The organism is Microbacterium profundi, assembly GCF_000763375.1.
Lineage (GTDB): Bacteria > Actinomycetota > Actinomycetes > Actinomycetales > Microbacteriaceae > Microbacterium > Microbacterium profundi.
In genome coordinates this window covers 176,158-195,004 of sequence record NZ_JPSY01000001.1, presented here as the reverse complement: position 1 = coordinate 195,004, position 18,847 = coordinate 176,158, and the positions used below count along the sequence as shown (strand labels likewise).

At 67.3% G+C, this 18,847-nt stretch carries 19 protein-coding genes and 1 tRNA gene; 16 read left to right on the top strand and 4 right to left on the bottom strand.

The genetic code is table 11. From position 1 onward, the window contains the following. Positions 1–23 precede the first annotated feature (23 nt). The 4 genes from JF52_RS17385 to JF52_RS0100930 all read left to right on the top strand — a co-directional run bounded on the left by JF52_RS17385 (position 24) and on the right by JF52_RS0100930 (position 1,822). Positions 24–176 carry a hypothetical protein gene (locus JF52_RS17385; protein ID WP_160175013.1) on the top strand — a complete coding sequence of 51 codons (153 nt, stop codon included), beginning with the start codon at positions 24–26 and terminating at the stop codon, positions 174–176. A 16-nt stretch (positions 177–192) separates the two neighbouring features. Then, positions 193–265: transfer RNA gene (locus tag JF52_RS0100940), tRNA-Arg, on the top strand. A 149-nt stretch (positions 266–414) separates the two neighbouring features. Then, positions 415–1,056 (top strand): type IV toxin-antitoxin system AbiEi family antitoxin domain-containing protein, encoded by a 642-nt coding sequence (locus JF52_RS0100935; RefSeq protein ID WP_052166654.1) that lies wholly within the window; start codon positions 415–417, stop codon positions 1,054–1,056. A 1-nt stretch (position 1,057) separates the two neighbouring features. Beyond that, positions 1,058–1,822: a nucleotidyl transferase AbiEii/AbiGii toxin family protein gene (locus JF52_RS0100930; RefSeq protein ID WP_084595444.1), complete on the top strand. Its 765-nt coding sequence runs from the start codon at positions 1,058–1,060 to the stop codon at positions 1,820–1,822. A 22-nt stretch (positions 1,823–1,844) separates the two neighbouring features. On the opposite strand, the gene JF52_RS0100925 is transcribed toward JF52_RS0100930, so the two are convergent. After that, entirely contained in the window at positions 1,845–2,645 is an 801-nt protein-coding gene (locus JF52_RS0100925; protein WP_033104671.1) for an SGNH/GDSL hydrolase family protein, read from the bottom strand. Between the two features lie 71 nt (positions 2,646–2,716). On the opposite strand from JF52_RS0100925, the gene argS reads away from it, so the two are divergent. Beyond that, a complete protein-coding gene (argS, locus tag JF52_RS0100920; RefSeq protein ID WP_033104670.1) occupies positions 2,717–4,381 on the top strand; it encodes an arginine--tRNA ligase in 1,665 nt (554 codons plus the stop codon). Next, a complete protein-coding gene (locus JF52_RS0100915; protein WP_033104669.1) occupies positions 4,381–5,136 on the top strand; it encodes an LmeA family phospholipid-binding protein in 756 nt (251 codons plus the stop codon). Before argS ends, JF52_RS0100915 begins: the two co-directional genes overlap by 1 nt. Here JF52_RS0100915 and JF52_RS0100910 read toward each other — a convergent pair. Further along, positions 5,133–6,185, bottom strand: a complete 1,053-nt coding sequence (locus tag JF52_RS0100910) for a YihY/virulence factor BrkB family protein (RefSeq protein ID WP_052166653.1) — start codon at positions 6,183–6,185, stop codon at positions 5,133–5,135. The two genes, JF52_RS0100915 and JF52_RS0100910, sit on opposite strands and share 4 nt — an antisense overlap. 138 nt (positions 6,186–6,323) lie before the next feature. Between JF52_RS0100910 and lysA the strand changes: the two genes are divergently transcribed. The 6 genes from lysA (at position 6,324) to JF52_RS0100880 (ending at position 13,776) form a co-directional block, all read left to right on the top strand. Next, on the top strand, positions 6,324–7,733 hold the full coding sequence (gene lysA, locus JF52_RS0100905; protein ID WP_033106136.1) for a diaminopimelate decarboxylase: 1,410 nt from the start codon (positions 6,324–6,326) through the stop codon (positions 7,731–7,733). Next, the gene (locus JF52_RS0100900; protein WP_033104668.1) at positions 7,730–9,064 is read left to right on the top strand and encodes a homoserine dehydrogenase; all 1,335 of its coding nucleotides are present in this window, start codon (positions 7,730–7,732) and stop codon (positions 9,062–9,064) included. Before lysA ends, JF52_RS0100900 begins: the two co-directional genes overlap by 4 nt. Beyond that, complete coding sequence (thrB, locus tag JF52_RS0100895) at positions 9,064–9,996, top strand: homoserine kinase (protein ID WP_033104667.1); 933 nt, start codon at positions 9,064–9,066, stop codon at positions 9,994–9,996. Before JF52_RS0100900 ends, thrB begins: the two co-directional genes overlap by 1 nt. A 167-nt stretch (positions 9,997–10,163) precedes the next feature. After that, positions 10,164–12,242 (top strand): transcription termination factor Rho, encoded by a 2,079-nt coding sequence (gene rho / locus JF52_RS0100890; protein WP_033104666.1) that lies wholly within the window; start codon positions 10,164–10,166, stop codon positions 12,240–12,242. 24 nt (positions 12,243–12,266) lie between these two features. Beyond that, positions 12,267–13,346 carry a peptide chain release factor 1 gene (prfA, locus tag JF52_RS0100885; RefSeq protein ID WP_033104665.1) on the top strand — a complete coding sequence of 360 codons (1,080 nt, stop codon included), beginning with the start codon at positions 12,267–12,269 and terminating at the stop codon, positions 13,344–13,346. A gap of 28 nt (positions 13,347–13,374) precedes the next feature. After that, positions 13,375–13,776, top strand: a complete 402-nt coding sequence (locus JF52_RS0100880; RefSeq protein ID WP_033104664.1) for a phage holin family protein — start codon at positions 13,375–13,377, stop codon at positions 13,774–13,776. 13 nt (positions 13,777–13,789) lie between these two features. Here JF52_RS0100880 and epsC read toward each other — a convergent pair whose 3' ends face one another. After that, entirely contained in the window at positions 13,790–14,362 is a 573-nt protein-coding gene (gene epsC / locus JF52_RS0100875) for a serine O-acetyltransferase EpsC (RefSeq protein ID WP_033104663.1), read from the bottom strand. A gap of 8 nt (positions 14,363–14,370) precedes the next feature. Next, entirely contained in the window at positions 14,371–15,309 is a 939-nt protein-coding gene (cysK, locus tag JF52_RS0100870; protein WP_033104662.1) for a cysteine synthase A, read from the bottom strand. A 109-nt stretch (positions 15,310–15,418) separates the two neighbouring features. On the opposite strand from cysK, the gene prmC reads away from it, so the two are divergent. Genes prmC through JF52_RS0100850 form a run of 4 tightly spaced genes read left to right on the top strand, consistent with a single transcriptional unit; the run spans position 15,419 to position 18,718 of the window. Continuing rightward, on the top strand, positions 15,419–16,279 hold the full coding sequence (gene prmC, locus JF52_RS0100865) for a peptide chain release factor N(5)-glutamine methyltransferase (RefSeq protein WP_033104661.1): 861 nt from the start codon (positions 15,419–15,421) through the stop codon (positions 16,277–16,279). Between the two features lie 47 nt (positions 16,280–16,326). Next, entirely contained in the window at positions 16,327–17,016 is a 690-nt protein-coding gene (locus JF52_RS0100860; RefSeq protein WP_033104660.1) for an L-threonylcarbamoyladenylate synthase, read from the top strand. After that, the gene (locus JF52_RS0100855; RefSeq protein WP_052166652.1) at positions 17,013–18,239 is read left to right on the top strand and encodes an MraY family glycosyltransferase; all 1,227 of its coding nucleotides are present in this window, start codon (positions 17,013–17,015) and stop codon (positions 18,237–18,239) included. The genes JF52_RS0100860 and JF52_RS0100855 overlap by 4 nt, the downstream gene beginning before the upstream one ends. Next, positions 18,236–18,718, top strand: a complete 483-nt coding sequence (locus JF52_RS0100850; RefSeq protein ID WP_052166651.1) for a hypothetical protein — start codon at positions 18,236–18,238, stop codon at positions 18,716–18,718. Before JF52_RS0100855 ends, JF52_RS0100850 begins: the two co-directional genes overlap by 4 nt. Positions 18,719–18,847: the final 129 nt, after the last annotated feature.

Sequence of the window (18,847 nt, the reverse complement as noted above, 5' to 3'; positions counted from 1 at the left end):
GACATTGGCCGTACTGTGACCACATGGACAACGGCTCGATCGTATTCGCGTTCTTCGGTCTGCCGCTGGGAATGGGACTGGTCGTGGGCAGCGTGATTGTCGTGCTCGGCGCTCTTATGCGCCTGGCATGGATCGTCAACAGGCTGGCAGTGATATTGATGACTCCCGACCAGTGATATCGTCGTTCGGTACGCCTCCGTAGCTCAGTGGATAGAGCGCCGGTTTCCGGTACCGTAGGTCGCAGGTTCGACTCCTGTCGGGGGCACAGAACAGCGAGAAGGGCCGTCCAACAGGGCGGCCCTTCTCGCGTTGTTCGACATCTGCTCGGTCGCGCTGTCGCCAGATCTGGATGGCTCAAACTAAGTAAGCAGAAACCGACGCCTAGTGTATATTCATGCTCACTTAGGAGGCGCGATGGATGACGTCGAAGTGATCCGCACGATCGAACGTGCTCCGATGCGAACCGTACGCACGGAGGATATCGGAGCGATCGTCACCAACACGACGCGCACCATCGCTCGCCTTATTCGGAAGGGTGCCGTGACTAAGCTCGCGCACGGCGTGTACACGGTCCCACCTGACGGCGCAGATGCACGTGGATGGAAGCCACCGCTCGAGGCGGGAGCGCTTGCCCTGGCCACCGCGCGCTTTGGACCCCGCGCCGTCGTTCTGATGGGCGCTGGTGCCGCGCGACATTGGCACGCGATTCCGCGCGCCATAGGAATCACGACGATCGCAGTGGGGGAGCGCGGCATTAAACCCGTCGAACTTGCGACGGGCGGGCGCGTTCACTTCGTGTTCCGACGCATCGACGAAGTCGACGCAACGCTCGAGCAGACAGTTCTCGGCGCTGCCCTCGTGACGTCCCCTCCGCAGACCTTGTTCGACCTGCTGGCCAATCGCACGGTGCGCGCGGCACTGGGAGAAGGGCAGCACAGTGAGGCCGTTGCGAATCTCGCGGCGCGGGTCACGCGTGCGCAGTTCCAGAGGGTGCTCGAGCAGAGCAGCCGTGTGCCTCCCTCGGCTCGAGCCCTTTTGGCATCACTGGAGGACTGAGATGGCTCGAAGTCGTGGGGCGCCGGGCATCCTCTCGGCCGCGGATCTGAACTCAACGACGGCTGCATTCGGCGTTTCCGCGCACCAGGTGCGACGGGATCACGTGATCTCTCACGCCCTCGCAGCTCTCTCGCGAATCGAAAGCGACCGTCTGCTCTTCTTCGGCGGCACTGCGCTGGCACGCACGTACCTCCCGGACCTGCGTCTATCCGAGGACATCGATCTCATCGCGCTTTCTCCGCGCCCCGTGCTGGCGCGTGATATCCAAGACGTACTCATCTCGGCTCTCGGCAGAGTGGTGGGAACGCCGACCTTCGTTCCGGACATCGTGAACACTCGCCAGGCACAAACATCAGTAATGCTAATCGGCGACGCCTCGATCCAATTGCAGCTGCTCCCTCACACGGGATATCCGCGATGGCCCACAGAGGTGCGCACCCTGGAGCAGAGGTATGCAGACGCCCCACCGGCTGAGCTGCGAGTTCTCACCGCACCGGCATTCGCTGCAGCAAAGCTCGCGGCATGGCACGATCGCCATGCACCCCGAGACCTCTACGACCTCTGGGCGCTGGCCACGCGCGGTCTCATCACCGACGAAGCGCGTCGACTCCATGCACGGTTCGGCCCGACGACGGCCGCGCACTCCGTTGCCTTCGCGCCTCTACCTTCGCAGACCGAGTGGAACGATGCGCTTGCGCATCAGGGCCGCGTGCGTGTGACGGCTGCGGAGGCGGCCGCGACAGTGGCCGACGCGTGGGCCTCCTGACTGACCCTGGCTACGACTTCGTTCACTGCTCGGGTGGGGTCTGCGCACCGCCGGCCTCGGTCACCGGCGCGGCCATGAGCTCGCTCAGCGCCGCCGCGACCTTCTCAGCGAGGTATCGGTGGCCGTCGGTGGACGGATGCCTGTTGCCGAGGTCGACATCGATCACGCCAAGGTAGTTCTGATCGGTGATCCATTCCTGTTGCACGGGGGAGATGTACCACCAGCCCCTGCCGCCGGCCAGCGCAGCGAGGTCCCGATCGATCCGGGCCGTCGCATCGCCGACGGGCAGCTCGTGCGGAGCGGGGCCCAGCACCACGATCGTGGCTTCGGGGTATGTCTCGGCCAGCGCATCCCACGCGGCCGTCACGGCTTCGCGATATCCCGCAGCCCCCGAGGCGCGATCATTGATGGAGCCCTGGATGATCACGAGGTCCGGGTCGAGCGCCGGATCCAGCGCGGCGATTCGCTCACCGAAGGTCGGCCCGTCGATCCCCGGCTTCAGATAGCCGCTCCCGCGCACGCCGTCCACGGTGGTCTCACCGTCCAGCAGATCTGCCAGCAGGTAGGCGTATCCGAGCGTGGGATCGCTCGCCGCGGAGCCGTAGGTCCACGAGTCGCCGAAGACCAGGACCTGCGGATGCTCTGGCAGGATGAGCGGTGCGGGAGCCACGGCGACGACCTCTTCCGATGCGAGGACCGGCGACTCGATCGGGGCCGGAACCCACGGCCGCCAGACGCCGAGGACGACGGCGGTGATCGCAGCCGTGAGCGCGACGAAGACCGTCACCGCACGGGCGCCGCGCGTCATCCTCCCCGAAGCCATGGCAAGAGGGTAAGCGACGCACGCCCGAACGGAGAATTCCGGCGTGCGACGCGCCGTAGACTTGACAGGCTATGAACCCCGACACCCTCGCCGAAGCCCTCCTCGCCGTCGTCACGCCGATCGCCGCGTCCCTGCGACCCGACGAGGCGCTCGGCATCGATGCAGCCGACATCGCGCTGGAGCGTCCGCGCAACCGCGACCACGGCGACTGGGCATCCAATATCGCGATGCGGCTCGCGAAGAAGCTCGGCACGAACCCGCGCGAGCTCGCGCAGCGCATCGCCGACGAGATCGTCGGCGTCGACGGAGTGAAGAGCGCAGAGGTCGCCGGCCCCGGGTTCATCAACTTCCGCCTGGATGCCGCCGCCGCGGGTGTGCTCGCCAAGATGATCGTCGACGCGGGCACCGCATACGGCACGAACGACTCCCAGACCGGCGTCAGCGTCAACGTCGAGTTCGTGTCGGCGAACCCGACCGGGCCGCTGCACATCGCCCACACCCGCTGGGCGGCTCTCGGCGACTCGATCGTGCGCCTGCTGCTCGCCAGCGGCGCGAACGCGATCCGCGAGTACTACATCAACGACGCCGGTGCGCAGATGCAGCGCTTCGCCAACTCGATCATCGCGGCGGCGAAGGGCGAGCCGACCCCCGAGGGCGGATACCCGGGCCAGTACATCGCCACGCTCGCTGCGCGCGTGGTCGAGGCGCGTCCCGATCTGCTCGACCTGGCGGACTCCGAGCAGCTCACGGTCGCCGAAGACCTCGCGTACGAGTTCCAGCTGGCCGAGATCAAGAGCTCTCTCGATCGCTTCAACGTGCCCTTCGACGTCTGGTTCTCCGAGCGCACACTGCATGCGAAGGATGCCGCGGGCGTGAGCCTGATCGACCAGGCGGTGGATCGCCTGCGCGAGCAGGGCCATGTGTTCGACGAGGACGGCGCCGTCTGGGTGCGCACCACCGACTTCGGCGATGACAAGGACCGCGTCATCCGCCGCTCCAACGGCGAGTACACCTATTTCGCCGCCGACGCCGCGTACTACCTGAACAAGGGCGACCGCCGGTTCGAGAACAAGATCTACCTGCTGGGCGCCGACCACCACGGCTATGTGCACCGCCTCAAGGCGATCGCCGGCGCGGCAGGCCAGGACCCGGAGAAGAACGTCGAGGTGCTGATCGGACAGATGGTGTCGATCAACGGCGCACGACTCTCCAAGCGCGCTGGCAACATCATCGAGATGGACGACCTGCTCGACTGGCTAGGCACCGATGCGCTGCGGTACTCGCTGGAGCGTTCGCCGGCCGACTCGCCGCTCGACCTCGATCCGGAGCTTCTTCAGAAGCGCACGAACGACAACCCGGTCTTCTACGTGCAGTACGCGCACGCCCGCACGCACAACGTCGGACGCAACGCCGCCGATTCCGGTGTCGATCGCTCGGAGTTCGCCCCGGAGACGTTGACGCATGAGACGGAGTCCGCGCTCCTCGGTGCGCTGCAGGAGTTCCCGCGCATCGTCGCATTCGCCGCCCAGGTGCGCGAGCCGCATCGTGTCGCGCGCTACCTAGAGGAACTGGCCGGTCTGTACCACCGCTGGTACGACAACTGCCGCGTGACCCCGCTGAGCGACGACCCGATCGAGAGCGTGCACCGCACGCGGCTGTGGCTGAACGACGCCACGGGCCAGGTTCTGCGCAACGGGCTCGGACTGCTCGGCGTGTCAGCCCCCGAGCGCATGTGATGGAGGTCGAGGGAGCACGACGCGCTCGCTGGCCGTGGGTGCTGCTCATCATCGTGCTCGTCGTCGCAGTGCTCGCCGTCGCGGCAGAACTCATCGCGAGGGCTGTGCTGCCCGGCATCGTGCGCGGCATCGTCATCGAACAGCTCGAGCTTCCCGCCGACCAGCAACTCGACGTCGACGCATCGGGCATCCTGCTGCCGCAACTGATCGGCGGCCGACTGGACCGGCTGGATCTGACCACTGAATCAGTGACAATCGGCGGCGTCACGGGTGCAGCCGACGTCACGGCGACCGGAATCCCGCTGCGCGGGGGAGACCTCACCGATGCGCGGGGTACGGTGCGGATCGACTCCGACCAGTTCACCGTGCTCGTCGCGGCATCCGATCTGCCGATCGACTCGGTCGCATTCGCAGAGCCCGATGTCACCGTCTCGGGCAGCGTTCCCGTGCTCGGCCTCTCCCTGCCGATCGCGTTGACGGTGACGCCCGGCGCTGATGCCGGGGAGCTGCTGCTCACGCCGGTTTCCTTGCAGGTCGCTGGCGCGACGCTGGACGCCCAGCAGATCGCCGATCGCTTCGGCACGATCGCCGAGCAGCTCACCGAGACGCAGCGCATCTGCATCGCGGATCAGCTCCCGGCCGGACTCACCATGACGGGTCTCGCAGTCGACGGCGATGAGGTCGTGGTCGACGTACAGGTCGATGGCGCGATCGTCACCGACGAGACGCTGCAGGAGAACGGCGTCTGCCCCTAAGCTTGCCGCTCTGCGGCTGCGGCCTTCTCCGCGGCGCGCAGGGCGCTCGTCGCGATCCGCACATCCTGCTGGGCGCGCTGCACTCGGCGCTCTGCGAGAGTACGCGCGCCGTCCCTGGCCGACACGCGGTCGCGTTCCTCCTCTGCGCCGGTGACGATGTACGCGCACGCGAGGAGCATGACCTGCGCGCTGAGGTTCAGCCAGATCAGCAGGGCGAGCAGCGAAGCGAACGACGCGAGCAGCGGATTGGAGGTCGCACCGCCGACGAACAGACTCGACAGCTCCTGCAGCGCGAGGAGTCCGACGCCGCCCAGCAGCGCACCCGGCCAGATCACGCGAGCCGAGACCCGCTGTCCGGACAGCAGCCGGAACACGCCGAAGATCAGCAATGCGTCCAGTGCGAACACGACGAGGAGCGACACGATCCTGATGCCCACGACGGCGGCGACAGCATCCGAAGGCAGCCCGAGCAGGTCGGTCGCGAAGCCGATTCCGACGCGCGCGACGAACGTGACCGCCGCGGCGGCGAGGAATGACAGCCCGATCCCGATCGCGAGTGCGAGGTTGCGCAGTATCACCCAGAGCCAGAACACATCGTCGAGAACGGCTCCGGCGATCGTGCGCACTGCCGTGCGCAGTGATCCGATCGCACCGAGGGCCGCGCCGACCAGCGCGACCAGTGAGATGATTCCCGCGATCGACAGGCCCCCCACAGCGGCGATCGATGAGGGATCCTCGACGACGCCGCCTTCGCCGACGAGACCTGGGACCGCGGAGTCGATCGCCGCGATGATCGCATCCCACGCCTCGTCGTTGCCTGCCAGCCAGATCGCCGCGATCGAGAATCCGAGCAGCAGACCGGCGAAGACGCTGAAGAGCGCTCGATAGGTGACGCTGTCGGCGAGCATGGGGCCTCGCCGTTCGGAGTAGAGCAGTGCAGCCCGCACGAGCTTCCGCTCGAGTGCCCAGGCCGTCACGGATCTGATCAGTCCGGCGACACCACCCGGATTCCTCCTGTCGCCCGAGACGGTCCCGCGTGTGCTCTCCATGACTCCACCGTAATGAATCGTGATCTGCGCGCGGGAGGGGCTTGCGTATGCGGGCCGCGTCTTCCCGGTGCCTTAGAATCGGGGCAACCTCGTATGGCGTGATCCTGCCCGAGGATCCCTCCTGACGATTGGTGCGTGGTGCATTCTTCCGCTGTCTCGCTCGCCCCCGAGTGGCTCGTCGTGCCGGAAGACCCGAACGCGCTGGCCCCTGCTGTGTGGCCGGCATCCGCTCATCGCGACAGCGGCGACGTCCTGTCGATCGGCGGCGTGTCGGCGACTGACCTCATCCGCGACCATGGGACTCCGCTGCTCGTACTCGACGAGGTCGAGGTGCGCGCACGCGCTCGTGCGTTCCGCTCCTCGTTCGACGCCGCCGCGAAGGCGCACGGAACGACCGCGAGTGTCTACTACGCGGGCAAAGCCTTCCTGTCGACCGCGATCGCGCGATGGGTGACGGAAGAGGGCCTGCGCGTCGACGTCTGCACCCGCGGTGAGCTGGAGGTCGCTCTCGCGGCCGACGTCGATCCTTCGCGCATCGGCTTCCACGGCAACAACAAGTCCGTGAGTGAGATCGAGCGCGCGGTGCAGGTCGGCATCGGCACGATCATCGTCGACAGCGCGATCGAGATCGAGCGCGTCGCGGAGGCCGCGTCGCGCACCGACGTCGTCCAGCGCGTGCTGGTCCGCGTCAACAGCGGCGTGCACGCGGAGACCCACGACTTCCTCGCGACGGCGCATGAGGATCAGAAGTTCGGCATGACCTTCGCGGATGCCGAGACCGCCGTCGCCCGCATCCGAGAGCTGCCAGGACTGGAGTTCCTCGGTCTGCACTGCCACATCGGTTCGCAGATCTTCGGCGTCGCCGGCTTCCGCGAGTCGGCATCGCGCGTGCTCGATCTGCATCACCGACTGCTGGCCGGCGGTGAGGTGCCGCTGTTGAACCTCGGCGGTGGTTTCGGGATCGCCTACACCAGCGTCGATGACCCGACGCCGATCGAACAACTGGCGGCAGAGATCGTCGCTGCAGTCGCAGAGGGTTGCGCGGCGAGGGGCATGTCGATGCCCCAGCTCGCGTTCGAGCCCGGTCGTGCGATCGTCGGCACCGCCGGCGTCACGCTCTACGAGGTCGGCACCACCAAGGAAGTGCGCCTGGACTCGGGCGCGAGTCGTCTCTACGTCAGCGTCGACGGCGGGATGAGCGACAATGCGCGCACGGCTCTCTACGGTGCGCAGTACTCCGCGCGGATCGCATCCAGGGCGGGAACGGGTGTCCCTGTTCTGGCTCGGGTGGTCGGCAAGCACTGCGAATCCGGCGACATCGTCGTCGATCATGAGTACCTCCCCGCCGACATCGGGCCAGGCGATCTGCTCGCCGTTCCGGCGACCGGTGCCTACTGCGCCTCGCTGTCGAGCAACTACAACCATGTCCCACGCCCGCCCGTCGTCGCCGTCTCGGACGGCCGCTCCCGCGTGATCGTGCGCGGAGAGAGCATCGACGACCTGCTGGCGCGGGATGCCGGGATCAGCGCGAATGAAGGAGCACGATGACCCACCCCCAGGTGAGCAGTCCAGCACAGTACCGACGACTGAGGGTGGCGCTGCTCGGCGCCGGCGCCGTCGGATCGCAGGTGGCGCGCATTCTGCTGCAGCACGGCGAAGAACTGGCGGACAGGGCGGGGGCATCGCTCGAACTCGCCGGCATCGCGGTGCGCGATGTCGATGCGAAGCGCGATGTGGATCTGCCGAAGGACCTGTTCACGACCGACGCCGAAAGCCTGATCGTCGGCAGCGACATCGTGATCGAACTGATGGGCGGGATCGAGCCGGCGCGCGGCAGCCTGCTGCTCGCGCTGAGCTCCGGCGCCGACGTGGTCACCGCCAACAAGGCACTGCTCGCGACGCACGGACCTGAGCTGTTCGAAGCCGCCGACCAGGTCGGGGCATCGGTCTACTACGAGGCGGCAGCAGCAGGAGCCATCCCGATCATCCGTCCGCTGCGGGACTCGCTGGCAGGTGACCGCGTCGTGCGGCTGATGGGCATCGTCAACGGTACGACGAACTACATCCTGGACCGCATGGACAGCGAAGGTGCCGATTTCGGCGAGGTGCTCGCCGATGCGCAGCGTCTCGGATACGCCGAGTCCGACCCGACCGCCGATGTCGAGGGCTTCGATGCCGCGCAGAAGGCGGCGATTCTGGCATCCCTCGCCTTCCACACCGCCGTGCCGTTGGAGGCTGTGCATCGCGAGGGCATCACTCGGATCACTCCGTCGATGATCGAAGAGGCCCGTGCCGCCGGATTCGTCATCAAACTGCTCGCGGTGTGCGAGCGGCTCGTCGTCGATGGCGCCGAGTCCATCTCGGTACGGGTGTACCCGGCACTCGTGCCGCGCACGCATCCGCTCGCCTCCGTGCACGGTGCGAACAACGCCGTGTTCGTCGAGGCTGAGGCCGCCGGCTCCCTGATGTTCTACGGGGCAGGCGCCGGCGGCGTGCAGACCGCGTCGGCGGTGCTCGGCGACGTCGTCTCCGCCGCGCGTCGTCACATCGCCGGTGGCGTGGGAGTGGGGGAGTCGACACGTGCGAACCTGCCGACCGTCCCGATCGGGAGCGTCATCACGCGCTACCAGGTCACGCTCGAGGTCGACGACCAGCCCGGCGTGCTCGCCGCGGTGGCAGGCATCCTGAGCGACGGCGGCGTGTCCGTCGCGACGGTCGTGCAGACCGTCGAGGGCGAAGGCGAAGACGACGCGACGGCCCGCCTCATCATCGGCACGCACAGGGCGACCGAGCAGGCGCTCAGCGACACCGTCGAAAAGCTCGCGGCCAGCGCCGTCGTCGAGCGCGTGGTGTCGGTCCTGCGTGTGGAAGGCGAGTGATGGTCGCTGATCTGCGCACCGTCGCGGTGCAGGTACCGGCGACGAGCGCGAACCTCGGCCCCGGTTTCGACACCCTCGGCCTGGCGCTCAGCGTGTACGACGAGCTCACCGTCTCGGCACTCGCCGACGACCGTCTCGAGATCGAGGTGTCCGGTTCCGGTGCCTCGGAGATCTCCCGCGACGAGTCGAATCTCGTTGTGCGGTCGATCGAACACGTCTACAAGGACGTCGGCCGGGTGATGCCGGGACTCCGTATCACCGCCCATAACGGCGTGCCGCACGGCCGCGGTCTCGGATCGTCCGGAGCCGCTGTCACCGCGGGCGTGCTCGCGGCCAAGGGGCTGCTGGAGGGCGAGGTCGACTTCACGGACACCGACCTGCTGCGCCTCGCCACCGAGCTCGAGGGGCACCCCGACAATGTCGCCCCCGCACTGTTCGGCGGGCTCACGATCGCGTGGACCGGCGAGCGCGGCCCGCAGCACAAGAAGCTGCTCGTTCACCGCGGCGTCGCGCCCCTCGTGCTCGTGCCGGAGCGCACCATGTCGACCGTGCTCGCCCGTTCGCTGCAGCCTCCGCAGGTGTCCCGTGAGGATGCGGTGTTCAACGTCTCGCGCTCCGCGCTGCTGATCGCCGCGCTCACGCAGAGCCCTGAGCTGCTCCTCGACGCCACGGCGGATCGCCTGCACCAGGACTACCGCGCGGAAGCCATGCCGGAGACGCACACGCTCGTCCAGGAACTGCGCAGGGCCGGCTTCGCCGCCGTCGTCTCCGGTGCAGGCCCGAGCGTTCTCGTTCTCGCCGACGGGCCGGGCAGCCGACTCGAAGCCGCCGAACTCGCTGCCTCTGTCACCGACACCCCGTGGGAGGCCCTCATGCTGGCCGTCGACGTGCGTGGTGGTACAGTAAGGGATCGAGCGGAGGGCTCCACGTAATTTCGTGAATCTGGCCCCCATCGCAATTCTGCGAGATCCGCACGCAACCGCCAGAACCTCTTTCCTGGTCCTGGCCGGCAGGTGCCGAGCATCTGCCCGTGCGATCGCGCGCAGCACCCGTTGTGCGCGAGACATGCTCATTTCCCACTACATATGAGGGAGTACTCGTGGAGAATTTCTCCGAGACCCAGAACGACCAGGCATCGACCGCCGCTGCTGCAGATGCTGCACCCGCAGTGACCGAGGCCGCGCCCGAGAAGGCTCCGGCACGCAAGCGCGCGCCGCGCCGGGCGAACACCGCGACTGCGGCCGCGAAGGCCGAAGCCGCCGACGCGGCACCCGCTGCCGACGCCGCACCGGCTGCCGCGGCAGAATCGGCACCGGCTGCCGACGCAGCCGCCGCGCCGAAGGCGAAGGCCCCGCGTCGGAGCCGCGCCAAGAAGGCGGACGCCGCAGAGACGCCGGCCGAGGCGCCGGCTGCTGACGCTCCGACCTCTGACACACCGAACGCGGACGCACCGGACGCGGCAACCTCGACCGCACCGCGGGTCGATTCCGCCGCTGACGGCTCCGCATCCGGCGACGCCCCGGCAGAGGTTGCACCGAAGACGACCGGTCGGGGCCGCCGCACCAAGAAGGCCGAGCCGGCTGCCGACGCGACGCCCGCTGCCGAGTCCTCGACCGAGGGATCCTCGACGGACAAGTCCACCGACGCTGCACAGGATGAGAAGGCTCCCGGTCGCAGCACCGGAGGCGCTCAGGCCGACAACAGGCAGGCTGACAGCAAGCAGTCCGAGGGCAACCAGTCGCAGAACCGCCAGTCCGCTGCCAAGACCGACGCGGGCGACAGCAACGGCGCCGATTCCGGCGACGGCGAAGAAGGCTCCGGCCGTGGCCGCAGCCGCAACCGCAGTCGCAACCGTGGCCGCAACGGTGGTCAGGACACCCCGCAGCAGCAGAACGGCTCCTCCTCCTCGGACGACGAGAACGGCAACGGCCGTGGCCGCCAGCGCAACAAGCGCCGCAGCGGCACGACGTCGGACGAGTTCGAGACCGAGATCGGCGAGGATGACGTGCTCATCCCGATCGCCGGTATTCTCGACGTGCTCGACAACTACGCATTCGTGCGCACCACCGGCTATCTCGCCGGCGCCAGCGACGTCTACGTCTCGCTCGGCCAGGTGAAGAAGTACAACCTGCGCAAGGGCGACGCGATCGTCGGCGCCATCAAGCAGCCACGCGAGAACGAGCAGCAGGGACGCCAGAAGTACAACGCCCTGGTGAAGGTCGACTCGGTCAACGGACTGTCGGTCGACGACGCGGCCACACGCGTCGAGTTCGGCGCGCTCACGCCGCTGTACCCGCAGGAGCGCCTGCGCCTGGAGACGGCTCCGGAGAAGCTGACGCAGCGCATCATCGACCTGGTCGCCCCGATCGGCAAGGGCCAGCGAGGCCTCATCGTCGCGCCGCCGAAGGCCGGCAAGACGATCGTGCTCCAGCAGATCGCCAACGCCATCGCGCAGAACAACCCTGAGGTCCACCTCATGGTCGTCCTGGTCGACGAGCGTCCGGAAGAGGTCACCGACATGGAGCGCACGGTGAAGGGCGAGGTCATCGCCTCGACCTTCGACCGTCCGGCCGAAGACCACGTCACGGTCGCAGAGCTCGCGATCGAGCGTGCCAAGCGTCTGGTGGAGCTCGGACGCGACGTCGTCGTGCTGCTCGACTCGATCACTCGTCTCGGCCGCGCGTACAACATCGCGACTCCCACCTCCGGTCGCGTGCTCTCCGGTGGCGTGGACGCCGCGGCGCTGTACCCGCCCAAGCGCTTCTTCGGCGCTGCGCGCAACATCGAGAACGGCGGATCGCTCACGATCCTCGCCACCGCGCTCGTCGAGACCGGTTCCAAGATGGACGAGGTCATCTTCGAGGAGTTCAAGGGCACCGGCAACAGCGAACTGCGCCTGTCGCGTCAGCTTGCGGACAAGCGGATCTTCCCCGCTGTCGACATCAACGCCTCGAGCACCCGTCGCGAGGAGATGCTCCTTTCGGCCGACGAGGTCAAGATCACTTGGAAGCTGCGCCGCGCGCTTGCCGGTCTCGACCAGCAGCAGGCCCTCGAGGTCGTCCTCGGCAAGCTGAAGGAGACGAACTCGAACGTGGAGTTCCTCGTGCAGATGCAGAAGTCGATGCCTGCACCCGCGGCCGGCGGCTCCAGCCACAGCCACGAGAACAACATCCGCTGATCCGACGCTGACCGGAGCATAGGCGTGTTCGAATCCGTCCAGAGTCTCATCGACGAACACCGCCGGGTGCAGGAGGAACTCTCCGACCCGGCGGTGCACGCCGATGCAGCGCGGGCGAAGCGCGTCAACCGTCGCTACGCCGAGCTCAGCCGGATCGTCTCGGCCTACGACGCCTGGACGCTCGCTTCGGATGACCTTGACGCGGCGCGCGAGCTGGCCAAGGAGGACGACGCGTTCGCCGAGGAGGTGCCGGGCTTGGAAGAGGGGCTGGCACAGGCTCAGGAGAAGCTGCGACGACTGCTCATCCCACGTGACCCTGACGACGCCCGTGACGTGATCATGGAGATCAAGGCGGGGGAGGGCGGCGCCGAATCGGCGCTGTTCGCCGCCGACCTTCTGCGGATGTACATCCAGTACGCCGCGCACAAGGGGTGGAAGACCGAGCTGCTCGAGCGCAACGAGTCCGACCTCGGCGGCTACAAGGACGTCCAGATCGCGATCAAGGGCTCCTCGACGGATCCCGCACAGGGGGTCTGGGCGCATCTGAAGTACGAGGGCGGCGTGCACCGCGTGCAGCGCGTGCCGGCGACCGAGTCGCAGGGCCGTATCCACACCTCCACCACCGGCGTGCTGGTCTTCCCCGAGGTCGACGAGCCGGACGAGGTCGAGATCAGTCAGAACGATCTCAAGATCGACGTGTATCGCTCGTCCGGTCCCGGCGGGCAGTCGGTCAACACCACCGACTCGGCCGTGCGCATCACGCACCTTCCCACCGGCATCGTGGTCGCCATGCAGAACGAGAAGTCGCAGCTGCAGAACCGCGAGGCAGGCATGCGCGTGCTGCGTGCGCGCATCCTCGCACGGCGACAGGAAGAGTTGGATGCCGCGGCATCCGACGCCCGAAAGTCGCAGATCCGCGGTATGGACCGCTCAGAGCGCATCCGCACCTACAACTTCCCCGAGAACCGGATCGCGGACCACCGCACAGGATTCAAGGCGTACAACCTCGATCAGGTGATGGACGGCGCGCTCGATCCGATCATCGAGAGCGCGATCACCGCAGACGAAGAGGCGCGCCTCGCCGCGGTGGGCCAGGACTCCTGACGCGGGACCCGCGCGCTAGGATCGGGGCGTGATCACGCTCCTGTTCCGCACGCTCATCTATCTCGTCTCGGCGGGAATCGGGCTCATCGTCGCCGACCTCGTCCTGCCCGGATTCCAGATCCAATGGGACAAGTGGTGGGGCTTCGTCATCTGCATCGTCATCTTCGCGATCCTGCAGAGCATCCTGAGCCCGTGGATCACCAAGCTCGCCGATCGCTACGCACACGTGCTGATGGGGGGCATCGGCATCTTCTCGACCCTGGTCGCGCTGATCGTCGTCGTGCTGCTGCCGATCGGTGGTCTGCGCATCGTCGATGTCACAGGATGGTTGCTGGGCTCGGTGATCGTCTGGCTGATCTCGGCGCTTGGCACCGTGCTGCTGCCGCTGATCTTCCTCAAGCGCGAGGTGAAGGAGCGCCGCGGGCGCTGATTACTCGATCCGCTCAGATCGAGTAGTCGGATACGACGCGCAGGTCCGAGAAGTCGTCGTGATCGCTTCGATGACGGGCCTTGGCGGGGACGCCGACGAGGATGCTGTCGCTCGGAGCATCTTTCGTGACGACGGCGTTGGCTCCGACGACGGTGTTGGTGCCGACCGTGATCGGCCCGAGGATCTTCGCCCCGGCACCGACGATGACACCGTTCGCGAGCGTCGGATGCCGCTTGCCGGTCGCGTCTCGCGTGCGGCCACCGAGCGTGACGCCGTGGTAGAGCATGACATCGTCTCCGAGCTCGGCCGTCTCGCCGATCACGACGCCCATGCCGTGATCGATGAAGAAGCGTCGACCGATCTTCGCGCCGGGGTGGATCTCGATCCCGGTGAGCCGGCGCGAGATCTGCGAACCCGCACGAGCGAGCAGGCGAGCGTCTCGCAGCCAGAGTCCATGCCACACTCGATGCCACCAGATCGCATGCAGCCCCGGATAGAGCAGCACCAGTTCAATGCCGCTGCGTGCGGCAGGGTCGCGAAGGCGCGCGGCTGAGACGTCCTCGCGCATTCGCCCGATCATGCCCATGTTCGTGTTCAGCTCTCGCGCAGATCCTCGAACAGTGCGGTCGAGATGTAGCGCTCGCCCGTGTCCGGCATGACGACGACGATGGTCTTGCCGGCGTTCTCCGGACGTGCGGCGACCTGCAGCGCGGCAGAGAGCGCGGCGCCCGAGGACATCCCGACGAGCAGGCCCTCCTTGGCGGCGAGATCGCGTGCGAGGCGCAGCGACTCCTCGAACTCCACTGCGATGACCTCGTCGAGCACATCGCGGTCGAGCACATCGGGAACGAAGTTCGGGCCGATGCCCTGGATCTTGTGCGGCCCGGGGTGGCCCTCGGTGAGCACGGGGGAGTCCTTGGGCTCCACGGCGATCACCTTCACATCGGGCTTGGCCGCCTTGAGCGCCTGGCCGGTGCCGGTGACGGTGCCGCCGGTGCCGACGCCGGCGATGAAGATGTCGATGTCGCCGTCGGTGTCGCGGAGGATCTCCTGAGCGGTCGTCTCGCGGTGGATCTGCGGGTTCGCCACGTTCTCGAACTGCTTGATCCAGACCGCGCCCGGTGTGTCGGCGACGATCTTCTTGGTCTCCTCGATCGCACCACTCATGCCCTTGGTCGGGTCGGTGAGCACGATCTCGGCACCGAAGGCCTTGAGCAGCACACGCCGCTCCTTCGACATCGACGCCGGCATCGTCAGGATGACCTTGTACCCGCGTGCGGCGCCGACCATCGCGAGGGCGATGCCGGTGTTGCCGCTGGTCGACTCGACGATCGTCCCGCCGGGCTTCAGCTCACCCGACGCCTCGGCAGCGTTGACCATCGCGATGCCGATGCGGTCCTTCACGCTGGACGCCGGGTTGTAGTACTCGAGCTTCGCCAGAACAGTGGCCCCGACGCCCTCGGTGACGCGGTTCAGCCGAACCAGCGGCGTGTTGCCGAAAGCGGTTGTGATGTCGGAATGGATGCCGGACATGTGCTGGCCTTTCGTTCGCGGAACGTTGCACGGCAAGCCTATTCGAGGCGATGCATCCCCGGCGCATTTGTGTCAGGTGACGGCACGGGCCGCACCGTACGCTGAGAGGATGGCCGAAATGACCCTCGCAGCTGTCGTCCGCTCCGCCGCCGAGCGTCTTGCCATGGCCGGCGTGCCAGACCCGCTCGTGGACGCCGAACTGCTGGCAGGTCACATCCGAGGACTGCGCAGGGGCGCGGTGCAGGCTGCGATCGTGCGCGGGGACACCGTCGGCGAGCAGGAAGTCGTCGCCTTCGAGGCTCTGGTCACGCGCCGTGCGGCGCGTGAGCCGCTGCAGCACCTGACCGGCGTGGCGCCGTTCCGGCACCTCGAACTCGCGGTGGGTCCCGGTGTGTTCGTGCCGCGACCCGAGACGGAGATCGTCGTCCAGTTCGCGATCGACGCGCTGTCCAACGCCGCGGACCCGGCGCCGATCGGTGTGGATTTGTGCACTGGAAGCGGCGCCATCGCCATGGCGATGGCCACGGAGGTGCCGCACTCGCGTGTGTTCGCCGTCGAGCTCTCGCCCGACGCTCATGCGTGGGCGGTGCGCAACACGGCGGACGCCGAGAACCTCACTCTCGTGCAGGGAGACCTGACCGACTCCCTCCGAGAGCTCGACGGCACGGCATCCGTCGTGATCTCGAACCCGCCGTATGTGCCGGATGATGCGATCCCTCGGGACCCGGAAGTGCGGTTGTTCGACCCCGCGATGGCACTGTACGGCGGGCCGGACGGCCTCGACATCGTACGGGTTCTGAGCACGAGGGCGCTCGCACTCCTCCGCCCGGGCGGGCTGCTGGTGATCGAGCACGGCGAGCTCCAGGGCGAGGCGGTCCGCAGCCTTCTCGCCGCCGACGGCTGGCGGGTGCCGAGGACGCATCCCGATCTGACGCACCGGGACAGGGCGACGACGGCGCTGCGCCCCTGAGCATTCCGCAGGCTCGGCCGTGCTCGTGCACCTAGAATGGTGGGGTCATGTCCTCTGTCTTCGATTGCCGCGATGAGGCACAGCTGCTCGCCGGAATGCGCCACGCTCGTCAGGCGATCGCCAGGGGCGAGCTCATCGTCATGCCCACCGACACGGTCTACGGCATCGCCGCCGACGCGTTCACGCCGTCTGCCGTCCAGCGGCTGCTGGATGCGAAGGGCCGTGGCCGCAATCAGCCGCCGCCTGTGCTCGTGGCCGGTCAGGCGGCGCTTGCCGCCCTCGTGGAGGAGATCCCTGAGCCGGTGCAGAAGCTCGTCGACGAGTTCTGGCCCGGCGGACTGACCATCGTCCTGCCCGCGCAGCCTTCGCTCGCGTGGGATCTCGGCGACACGCTGGGAACCGTCGCGGTGCGCATGCCCGACCAGCGAGTGGCGCTCGAGCTCCTCGAGGAGACCGGTCCTCTCGCCGTGTCGAGCGCGAACCTCACCGGGGAGTCCGCTGCCATCTCCGCCGAGGGCGCGGAGCGGATGCTGGGCGACAGCGTCGCGGTCTATCTCGACGGCGGCATGAGCGCGACGGGCGTGGCATCCACGATCATCGACGCCACATCGCTCGTTCGTCGAGGCGACGGTGAGGGAGACGCGCGGATCCGGCTCCTTCGTGAGGGTGCCGTGACGATGAAGCAGTTGCGCGGCGTCATCGGCGACCTGCTGGATGCGCCGGACGGCGCGGCGTGAAGCAGTACCTCTTCACGATCATCCTCACCGCGACCGTCACGCTCGTGATGTCATGGGTGGTCTGGCAGCTCAGCCTGCGCTTCAAGCTGTATCCCGGCATCCGGGAACGCGACGTTCATACGACTCCCACGCCGCGGCTCGGGGGAGTGGCGATGTTCCTCGGTATCGCCGCCGCCATCGGCGTGTCCGCGGCGAATCCGTTCTTCAGCATCATGTGGGTGCCGCCGCAGACGATGTGGGCCGTGCTCGGCGCCGCGCTGCTCATCGCCATCATCGGCGTGATCGATGACCTCTGGGATCTCGACTGGTTCATCAAGCTCGGCGTGCAGTTCCTCGCTGCCGGGATCATCACGGTGCTCGGCGGGCTGCAGATCCTCTCGCTGCCGCTCGGAGAGATGGTCATCGTCTCCAGTTGGCTGAGCATCGCCGTGACGATGTTCGCGATCGTCGTCGTCATGAACGCGGTCAACTTCATCGACGGACTCGACGGACTGGTCGCGGGCGTCTGCCTCATCGCCAACGGTGTGTTCTTCGCATATTCGTACATCCTCACGCGCGACACGGGAACCAGCAGCTACTTCAACCTGGCGTCATTCCTCGCCGCCGTCGTGATCGGCGCCTGCATCGGTTTCCTGCCCTTGAACTGGAGCCCGGCGAAGCTGTTCATGGGCGACTCGGGTGCCCTGGTGATCGGCCTGCTGATGGCGACATCCGCGATCGCGCTCACCGGCCAGATGTCCTCGAGTGCGATGGACCCGGAGGAATTCGGCCGCTCGCAGCTGCTCGGCGCCTTCATCCCGATCCTGCTGCCGCTCGTGGTCGTCATGCTGCCGTTGCTCGATTTCGGTCTTGCCGTGTTCCGGCGCATGAGGGCCGGCAGGTCGCCCTTCTCGCCGGACCGCAAGCACCTGCACCATCGGATGCTGGATCTCGGTCACCGCGACCGCGACGCCGTCCTGATCTTCTACGCATGGACGGCCGTGATCTCGCTCGCCGTGCTGCTCATGTACATCGGATCGCGTGAGGACTGGCCAGGCCAGTACCTCCCCGGTGTCGCCTTCGGCGTGGTGGGGGTCGCAGCATGCCTCCTCGTCACTCTGCTTCCCACCCGGCGCGCTCCGAGCGTGCCGACCGATCTGCCACCCACTGATCCTTCAGCCACTGATCCTTCAGCCACTGATCCTTCAGCCACCGTGCCGACACCTTCTCCGGAGAACCGATGAGCGACACACCGAAACGTCCGATGCCCGCGATCACCTCGATGCTGCGGCAGGTGCTGATCTGGACGGGCATCGCCGCGATCGTTCTCGTCATCCTCGGCGGGGGCATCGGCTTCCTCGTCGCGGGCGCTGATGGGCTGTGGAGTGGGCTGGCAGGTGTCGCCCTCGCCATCGTCTTCCTGGCGCTGACCCCGCTGAGCGTGCTGATCGCGAACCGCTGGTACGGCAGGGAGATGTTCGCGACGGTCTTCTTCGGGATCGTGATGGGCAGCTGGTTGCTCAAACTGGTCGTGTTCGTCGTCGCCATCGTGATCCTGCGCGGGCAGGACTGGGTAGTCCCGCTGATCATCTTCCTCGCGCTCGTCGCCGGGATCGTGGTGAGCCTGGTGATCGACGCCGTCGTGTTCACGCGGATGCGCATGCCGTACGTCTCAGACGTCTCGCTGCCGGAATCCAACCCCGAAGACCGCGAGGATTCGTGACGCTGGGAAAATCTTGATAGTCTGATTCCGGGTTCGCTGGGCGAGCTTTCGCGTCGTGCGAGATGCTCCGACTCAGCTAGAACTCCCCACCCAAATCGTCGCGTCGATCCTGGTCGATGCCCCGAAGCT